We start from the raw sequence: 8,590 nt of genomic DNA on the forward strand, positions 1-8,590 counted from the left end.
TTTTTTTAAATAAAATAACCCAAACTTTACCAATAAAATATTGAACAAAAAATCCTATTTCAAGACATTATTGGAAACAAGCAATTATAGGCAAAATCTGCCTTCATAAAAATAAAACATGAAAACAGCAAGGAGTTCAAAGAGAGCATGGCGCCTTTAAAGTAAAATATAGCACCCCATTGCAATGCATAAAAATAGGAAGTTGCCTAGGAATCAGTTAATCACAATAACGCTTGTTTTTGCTACTTTAATAGAGAAAATTTTCTGCGCAGATACGATTTATAAAGACATTGCTGTATAAAGAGAATCGCATGATCTGTAATTTGTAAAAAGAATCAAATTCCTGTAGAAGCATGCTAAGCTATCTATCTATCTAGCTTTCTTTATTTAATATTGAAAAGTACTCTTATAAATCTATGTGGGATAACGAACAACAAAAAAACGATCCTGGACAAGACCCTGCTCTTGTCGTCAAGCGCTTGCGGCCTGCGCGCCGACAGGTCTCTGCTCGTTGGCTTACGGGAACCATTCTGACAGGAATCACTTCCTGCATTCTTATGGGGATTGCACTTTTTACGGCTCTTGATGAACAACAGCGATTGGTAACACCGCCACAATGGTTTACGCAAGAAAACCTATCAGAATCACAAGACCCTGAGGCCAATGGCTATAAAGGTGATCGTATTTCTCCCACCCATGCAAGGCAAAGCTTTGACAGAAAACGTCAATTTGAACTATCGATTCTACAAAAAAAAGGCGATGAAAAAGTCATTCAAACACAACATTTTGAATGGATTCGTATGGCTTTAGCCGAAAATCGCCCCCAGAAATATAGCTATCCAAAATTTGATTCTTTAAGCATTCTTGCTAGTGATACGAAAAATCAAAATATCGCACCACAAGAAGATTCTGGGCAGATTTATGGAGCAAAGGTTGAAACAAAACTCACCTTACGCAGCTATGATTTTAAGGTAAATCAATTCGATTTTGATGACAGCGACACATTGACAGATGAAGAGGCACAACAAGAAGTACAAAAAGCTGGATTTACTTTAGAAAAGAGCTCCGAACTTCTTTCAGTTCTCACATTGATTGATCCTTTAAAATTAGAAGATGTATCCTCCCCTTCCCAAGGCACAGAATCCCCTGAAGTTCGAATCGTTCAAGAAAATGTAACCGTTTCTCCTCAAAGTCACCGTATCGATCTGACGAAAAACTATGTTGAAGATATTATTCCTATTCGTAAAAAACAAACGATAGCCGATGCTTTCAAAAAAACCAGTTATACAAAAAAGCAAATTGACCAGGTTGTAAAAACGCTAGAAAAAATAAGCCTTTCCGATTCCCTTAAAGAGGGAAGCCTTTTACGCATTGGTATCGTGACACAAGCTGGTGAAGAAGACCATCTCGTACGCGCAAGTATCTATCAAGGGATGCATCATATTCTCACCATTGCCCTGAATGATAAAGGCCAATTCATTGAAAGCACAGAGCCTAAAATGTCTAAAGCACTTAAAACGGCTTTTCAAAATGGTATTCCACATTCTTATATCAATAGCGCGCAATTACCAACGGCTTATGATGCACTCTATAGTGCTTTGCTAAGCCATAATATATCACAATCTCTCTCTCATCGTCTTATTCGTCTGCTAGCCACCAATATTGACATGAAAAGTCCGATAACACCCAATGATCAGATCGAAATATTTTATGCTGTACCACAAAGCGATAAAGAAAACAAAAACGGCAAAAAGAATTTGAAAGCAAAGGAATCATCCAAGAACGCTGATCCAGAAATTCGTTATATTAGTGCAACTTTTGGGAATACAACTTATAAATATTACCGTTATCAATTAAAAGATGGAAGCGTTGATTATTATGATTCTGAAGGGAAAAGTTCAAAGCCTTTCTTGCTGCGCAAACCCACACCAAATGGCATTTTTGGCTCTCCCTTTGGTCCACGCAAACATCCTATTTTAGGCTATGTCCGCATGCATACGGGTGTTGATTGGATTGCTCCTAAAGGATCACCCATTATTGCTGTAGGAGATGGTATTGTCACAAGAGTAGGCGTAACAGGCGGCTATGGAAACCATACGGAAATTCAACATGCCAATGGATATGTCAGCAGTTATTCACACCAAAGTCGTTATGCACCAGACATCAAACCAGGCGTGAAAGTACGACAAGGACAAATTATTGGGTATGTTGGATCAACAGGAATGGCAACCGGACCCCATTGTCATTTTGAAATCATTGTCAATGGCGTCAAAGTTGATCCCATGCGCATTCGTATACCGGATAGCAAAGCCTTAACCAATCAAGACCTACAAACATTCCTACAAGAAAAAAACAACATTGATGCCTTGATCAACAGCCCAATAGCACCCTCCGAAGAGACTTAAAGCATGAAAGCATCTGCATTTTTACGACTCAAAACATCTAAAAAATATGCTTGAGCGCTTACTTTTCTCAAAGAGATTTCCGCATTTTAAATATCTATTAAAGAATACGCCGAAAGATGCCACCACCCAAGGTCGCATCACAATGATTAAAAATAAAACGCCCTCCCCTTTTCAGGTTTACGCACAATAGAAAAGTGAAAAATATGAAACCCCAAAAGGCTAACTCTTCTTGTTTATTTTATCAAAACGATAGCCCGTCCTTATTTGCCATGCAATAAAATCTCAAATCAAAGAGGTGCCCGCTAAAGGATGAAGATTCTAAAATCCATATCATTCTATAAACAACCCGACTTTTTGTTGAATAGATTCCACTTGTTGAATGTATGCTGTTCATAGCCCTAAAGGACGGTGTTTCATGAACTTTCTGAGCACGTTCTACCTTAAGAGTATTCGTTACACACTTTTACAAAAACACCCCATATTTAAAGTTTCACATGCCTTACAAAAAATAACAAAACTTGAAAAAACAATCTTTTTGCAAAGCAATAGAGCTTACGAATATAAGTATTATTGGCTTAAAGGAGCACTTATTCAAAATAAATTTAAAGGCTAACTTAAGCACTTCAAAGCTCTCAGACAAGGAGAACTTTGAAAGCCTATCATCGGAGTCAACAAAGCAAAAAAACAACAAGAGAGAAAATCAAACATTACACCAAAAGATAAAGAAGCAAAGTTGTTTCTCTTGAAGGCAATTGACAATCTGATATGAATGGTGCTGTGTTCGCGCTACTGAAGCCGTATTTTTCCTTCTTCTTGTGAAAAGATGCCCTCCCCATACATTCACGATGAATGAAAGGCAGCTTACCACGAGAAAAGAAAAAATTTACCCTTTTAAAAAATCAGTCAGAGCTTTTTTTTGAACTATTCATGCTAAGTTTTGGCAAAGGAATGACAATCTTTGTGCCTCCTAAAGCAGAAGTTTCAAACAGAGGTTTTTCACCAAATTGCATACAGAGCTGTTCCACGACCACACGACCAAGTCCTGTTTTTTGTTTTAAAGTTTGGCTTTTCATTCCCACGCCATCATCTTCTACAATGAGCATCAATTGTCCATCTTTCTGGGGACCAAAGGAGATATAAATATGACCAGACCGTTGATCAGGAAAGGCATGTTTTAAGGAATTTGTCAGCAGTTCACCAAGGATAATTCCAAGTGTTGTCGCATCTCTTGAAGACAGGCGACAATCTTTAAAGTTGGTGTGAATGGTGATGTTTTCACGCAATTCAAAAGGGACTGCCAATTCGACATCATGCACAACAGAGCTGAGAAACTCTGCCAATAAAGTCGTTTCCATATCATCACTTAAGCGCAAACGACGATGTGCTGTAGAAATTGTCTGAATACGATCACGTGCAGCCCCTAGAACAGCACGTACCTCTTCATTTTTGCTCCGGTTTAACTGGAGCCCCAACAAAGAAGACACCGTCCCAAGAGAATTGCCAATGCGATGGCTTGCATCCTGCAACAATATTTCAACCCGTTGGCGTTCTTTTTCAGCGTGATTACGTGCTCTTTCTAATTCTTGTGTTCGTTCTTTCACGCGGGCTTCCAGAGCGATATTTTCACTATGAAGCAGCAATTGATACAATTTTAAAGAGCGCATATCACGATGAAAACGATTAATAACAAAATAGGCAGAAATAAAGGTACTCACAACGGAAACAATAGCCGCCAATGTCAAAGCCGCCCGCATCAATGCGATACCCTCACGCTGTTTTTGTCGCACCACATCATCCCCATTAATAAAGCTTGTCATCAATTGAGCTAAACGTGCTACAGGAATCTTTGATACTTCCAAAGAGTCCGCATGAGAAGGTTGAGAAGGTTGTTCAGGAATCGCATCAAGAGCACGCATATGGGCATTCATAAAGGCTTTTCGTGCTTCAACCTCTTCTTTAAAAGCCGTAAACCATTTATACCACTGCGGATGCGCATAAATAATAAGTGCGATATAGTCGAGAATATTCCCCAACTCCCGCTCTGCATTTTCAAAACGTATTTTATCTTCCGCCTTGCGCGTTTTTGCATAGCTGCGATCAGCAACAGCCATATCAATCAGGCTAATAAGGACCAAATCAGCCTGTTCGCGCAATTCTGAACTTGTATTCAACTGTGCGACTTCTCGATCAACGGCATTTGAAAGCAACATAATAAAAACCGATGCCAAAAGAGCCATAACAAGAGAAACAACAATCGCACCCCACCGCCAGCGTGATATCGTTGCATCAGAAGAAGGCATTTGAGGCATCAAATTTGTTTTTGTTGTCATAGAATGTCCATTGGCGAACTTGAAAGTCGTCATTTTTCAGCACAAAGGAAGGCAACCTTATGGAACATAAAACCTAAAGCCCGTGAGAAAGTTTTATACAGGCTTTTCTTGTGTTCCTAAGGATACACGCCAAACTTCTGAATTCCCTCAGATACTGACTTTACTGTAATAGCTATAACGGGAATAAAAAAAACAAGGCTATCAATCATAATTATTATGCTTTTTTAGCCGTTAAATGAACACAATGTACTTCCAGCTGAGTAAGAATCAGGACCATAATCAGACTCACCATTGACTTTAAGAAGTTCTTGTAATCGATTACGCGCCCTGCTCACACGGCTTTTAATGGTTCCAACAGCACAACCACAAATAGCCGCAGCATCTTCATAAGAAAATCCCGATGCGCCAATGAGAATAATGGCTTCTCTTTGATCGGCAGAAAGCAAATTTAAGGCTTTTTTGAAATCTTGCAAATCAAGCGATCCATATTGAGCAGGATGAACAGCGACATTTTGAGTAAACACGCCATCGGTATCTTGAACTTCTCTTCCCTTTTTACGCATTTGACTATAAAATTCATTGCGCAAAATGGTAAAAAGCCAAGCTTTAAGATTAGTTCCCATCTCAAAACTATCTTGCTTAGCCCATGCCTTCATAACAGTATCTTGGACCAAATCTTCGGCTTTATCGTGCTTGCCACTTAAAGAAACAGCAAAAGCTCGTAAAGCCGGCAACACAGAAAGGAGTTCTTGTTTAAAGTTTTTCGCGCACTTTGACATAAAGGATTCAAACCTTTTCCACATTGTTTAAGCCAAATTGCTCTGCGCGCTCCAACTTCTCTAAAAGCTCAAGCAAACACCGTGGCAGTGCTTCTTCTTGAATTTCCATGTAAAATTGACGTAACTTCCGTGCTATTTCGCTATTGACCCCGAGAAGATCATCTCCAACTCTAAATTGTGTGGTGAGATTTTTTTCATCACGGTCGTTCATTTTTCATCCCCCTAATCCATATATTACTGGTAGCACCGCGAAGAATTTTTCGCCTTATGGTTGTAAATATAGCTGCCGGTAAAAAGTTCCATACAAATCAAGGAACTTTTTTATCGGTTGAGAATTTCAACCAACAAAATGCTTGAAAGGTCAAAGGAGTTATAAATTATGTCATTATCAACGCGCATTGCCCCGCATCTTCCCTATCTTCGGCGTTTTGCCCGCTCTGTCACCGGTAGCCAATCCTCTGGCGATGCCTATGTTTCAGCGATGTTGGAAGCACTCATTGCCGACATCTCCATTTTTCCCAAAGCCTCCACTGACCGAATTGGTACCTATTGGCTTTTTTGCCATCTTTTTGACCAAACCACACCAAACATCCCTGAACCCCTGCCCCAATTTGGTCTTGAACAAAAAACCAGTGCCAAATTATCCTATCTCACGCCCCGTGCACGCCAAGCATTTTTGCTCATTGCCGTTGAAGGGTTTCATGAACAAGACGCCAGCGAAATCATGAATCTGGATACGAAAGAATTTCGCAAGCTTCTCAACCAAGCATCCATTGATATTTCTCAACAAATTGCCACTGAAGTAATGATTATTGAAGATGAACCTCTTATTGCACTTGATATTGAGCAAATGGTAGAAAGCCTAGGTCATCATGTTGTAGGAATAGCGCGCACGCGTGATGAAGCTGTCATCATGTATCATAAGAAAAAACCACGGTTGATTTTGGCTGATATTCAATTAGCCGATAACAGTTCAGGGATTGATGCGGTCAACGAGATTTTGAAAAATGACCGTATACCGGTGATTTTCATCACAGCTTTTCCCGAAAGGCTTCTCACTGGCGAGCGTCCAGAACCAACTTTTTTAGTGACCAAACCTTTTAACCCTGATATGGTGAAAGCGCTTATTTCGCAAGCTTTATTTTTTCAAGAGAATGCTTCTAAAGCGGCTTAGAACAGGGTAACATCTTAAAATTATGATCGTTACGCCTCTTTCAAAGCCTCCCATGGATAGATCTCATATGAGTGCGCTCATGCAAGCGATTCGTGGTGCTGATATTTGCGTTCTCTATCAGGCAACAAATCTGGTTTATTTATGGGCTGAAAACTTGCCACACCATTTGCACAATAAATGGCGGGTTGGGTGTCGTGACAGCGACTTTTTTTCGCTTGACCTTGCAGACAATATGGAAACCATCAAACTGCAAGTTTTAGCCAGTGGCAAAATGCAAACTGTTGAAGCACGTTTTGAAGATACAAATAAACAAGAGATTTGGTACAAATTTTCTATTGATTGCCACCGCAATGATAACGAAGACATTATTGGTATTATCACCACCGGTGTCAATATTTCCGGCTTACGCCGCCGTGAACAAGTGCTTAAAATCCTTCTTCGCGAAGTCAGTCACCGTTCTAAAAACCTTCTAGCGATCATTCAAAGTATTGCCAGCCAAACCGCCCGCTACACTGAATCTCTTCAAGTTTTTTTACGAAAATTTCAAGGTCGTCTTCATTCTCTTTCTCATTCTCAAGATCTGATCACTGATTCCGATTGGCGCGGTGCTCAATTTCGCGAATTGGTCCAAACGCAGGCTTTAGGTTATTTTATGAAAGAAACAGAACGTTTTTCACTTGAAGGCGTCGATCCTTATCTTTTTCCCAATGCCGCTTTGCATATCGGTTTGGCTTTTCATGAACTGATTGTCAATTCTCTTTCTTTTGGAGCCCTTTCCCAAGAAAAGGGGAGCATCTGTGTACGCTGTGAAATTGAAACAAAACTGAATGGCAAAACGCAACTTATCATCACTTGGCATGAAAATTTTGAATCCGGCATCCCTCCCACAAACAATAAAAAAGCCTGTTTTGGTAGTGCCGTTCTCGAAAAAATCGTTCCCATTTCCGTGAATGGTTCAGCTTCCCTCAAATTGACACAAGAAGGAATTGTCTATTGCCTCTCTGTTCCTGATACTTATTTTGATATTTTTTCTTAAAAGAGCATTTTAAACAATGAACAAGAGAAGTTTCCCCTTTTTTAGCAAAATGTCTCATCTGTTTATTAAGCACAAAGATATTTTCCAACCTCTTTAAACCAACCTCTATAGTCCCCCAATAGTTCCGCAAAACCTTAACGATGAGAACTGAAAGCCACATAAAATCCATTCCCGCTGTCAATCAACTTCCATCCCTCATATAACCGGCATATTTTAAAACAGAAACCAAAACGATAAAGAGCAAACCGTTTCAGCTTTTATATGCAAAATAAAAGCGAGCCTATTACCCATCTCTTTTTGTGTAATTTTCGCAATGCGTATATAATTTTATTTTGGCAGAATATGAAATTTCAAGGAGTAAAGCTAATATCCATCATCACTCTTCAGCTTTATGGGCTTAAAGCATCCACGACAACGACAATTAATTGATGAAAATTACATATTTTACGCTTTTATTTATCGCATTCTATAATGGAGATATTCTCTTCAAGTACAATAGGACATTCTAAAACAGAATACACTTATGTCTTTCATTCACGCACTTTTTTAATATTTCCCAGCGCATCCACGCTCATTTCAAAACAGTATCTGTAAATAAGATATAATAGCCCCCGTAAAGTAAACCATCAAAACCGCCCCTTGTTACGCCACGTCCTTCTTTACCTTCATACCCCTTTTCACTTCATAAAAGTAGTAGCTGAGCATCATCATACCATTTGTCTCTCATGTTACAACAGCCATTGACCTTTGAGAGCGTCCATAAGAGGCATTTTAGGCTTTTTTCAAATATTACTCACCGACATAGAGCCCCCACACACACCCTTTTATGACGTGCAAGCCAATGACTTTGATTAATTCACTATAGA

6 protein-coding genes are annotated in these 8,590 nt (G+C 39.4%); 3 read left to right on the top strand and 3 right to left on the bottom strand.

Annotated features, from left to right (window positions below; genetic code table 11):
• Positions 1 to 416: 416 nt before the first annotated feature.
• Complete coding sequence (locus ACFINH_RS01450; protein ID WP_375613647.1) at positions 417 to 2,405, top strand: M23 family metallopeptidase; 1,989 nt, start codon at positions 417 to 419, stop codon at positions 2,403 to 2,405.
• An 899-nt stretch (positions 2,406 to 3,304) separates the two neighbouring features.
• Here the strand turns inward: ACFINH_RS01450 and ACFINH_RS01455 are convergent.
• The 3 genes from ACFINH_RS01455 to ACFINH_RS01465 all read right to left on the bottom strand — a co-directional run bounded on the left by ACFINH_RS01455 (position 3,305) and on the right by ACFINH_RS01465 (position 5,725).
• Positions 3,305 to 4,735 (bottom strand): sensor histidine kinase, encoded by a 1,431-nt coding sequence (locus ACFINH_RS01455; RefSeq protein WP_375613648.1) that lies wholly within the window; start codon positions 4,733 to 4,735, stop codon positions 3,305 to 3,307.
• Between the two features lie 224 nt (positions 4,736 to 4,959).
• Positions 4,960 to 5,514 carry an RNA polymerase sigma factor gene (locus ACFINH_RS01460; RefSeq protein WP_375611691.1) on the bottom strand — a complete coding sequence of 185 codons (555 nt, stop codon included), beginning with the start codon at positions 5,512 to 5,514 and terminating at the stop codon, positions 4,960 to 4,962.
• 7 nt (positions 5,515 to 5,521) lie between these two features.
• Positions 5,522 to 5,725 (bottom strand): NepR family anti-sigma factor, encoded by a 204-nt coding sequence (locus ACFINH_RS01465; protein WP_375610684.1) that lies wholly within the window; start codon positions 5,723 to 5,725, stop codon positions 5,522 to 5,524.
• A 168-nt stretch (positions 5,726 to 5,893) separates the two neighbouring features.
• Between ACFINH_RS01465 and ACFINH_RS01470 the strand changes: the two genes are divergently transcribed.
• Together ACFINH_RS01470 and ACFINH_RS01475 are read left to right on the top strand one after the other, a co-directional pair.
• On the top strand, positions 5,894 to 6,688 hold the full coding sequence (locus ACFINH_RS01470; RefSeq protein ID WP_375607013.1) for a response regulator: 795 nt from the start codon (positions 5,894 to 5,896) through the stop codon (positions 6,686 to 6,688).
• Positions 6,689 to 6,710: 22 nt separating this feature from the next.
• A complete protein-coding gene (locus ACFINH_RS01475; RefSeq protein ID WP_375618002.1) occupies positions 6,711 to 7,724 on the top strand; it encodes a sensor histidine kinase in 1,014 nt (337 codons plus the stop codon).
• Positions 7,725 to 8,590: the final 866 nt, after the last annotated feature.

Origin of the sequence: Bartonella sp. AA74HLJMH, from assembly GCF_042197045.1 — a bacterium.
GTDB lineage: Bacteria > Pseudomonadota > Alphaproteobacteria > Rhizobiales > Rhizobiaceae > Bartonella.

Excerpts from the sequence above, each read along its gene's own strand:
- ACFINH_RS01450 (WP_375613647.1), top strand. The coding sequence starts at position 417 with ATGTGGGATAACGAACAACAAAAAAACGATCCTGGACAAGACCCTGCT.
- ACFINH_RS01455 (WP_375613648.1), bottom strand. The coding sequence starts at position 4,735 with ATGACAACAAAAACAAATTTGATGCCTCAAATGCCTTCTTCTGATGCA.
- ACFINH_RS01460 (WP_375611691.1), bottom strand. The coding sequence starts at position 5,514 with ATGTCAAAGTGCGCGAAAAACTTTAAACAAGAACTCCTTTCTGTGTTG.
- ACFINH_RS01465 (WP_375610684.1), bottom strand. The coding sequence starts at position 5,725 with ATGAACGACCGTGATGAAAAAAATCTCACCACACAATTTAGAGTTGGA.
- ACFINH_RS01470 (WP_375607013.1), top strand. The coding sequence starts at position 5,894 with ATGTCATTATCAACGCGCATTGCCCCGCATCTTCCCTATCTTCGGCGT.
- ACFINH_RS01475 (WP_375618002.1), top strand. The coding sequence starts at position 6,711 with ATGATCGTTACGCCTCTTTCAAAGCCTCCCATGGATAGATCTCATATG.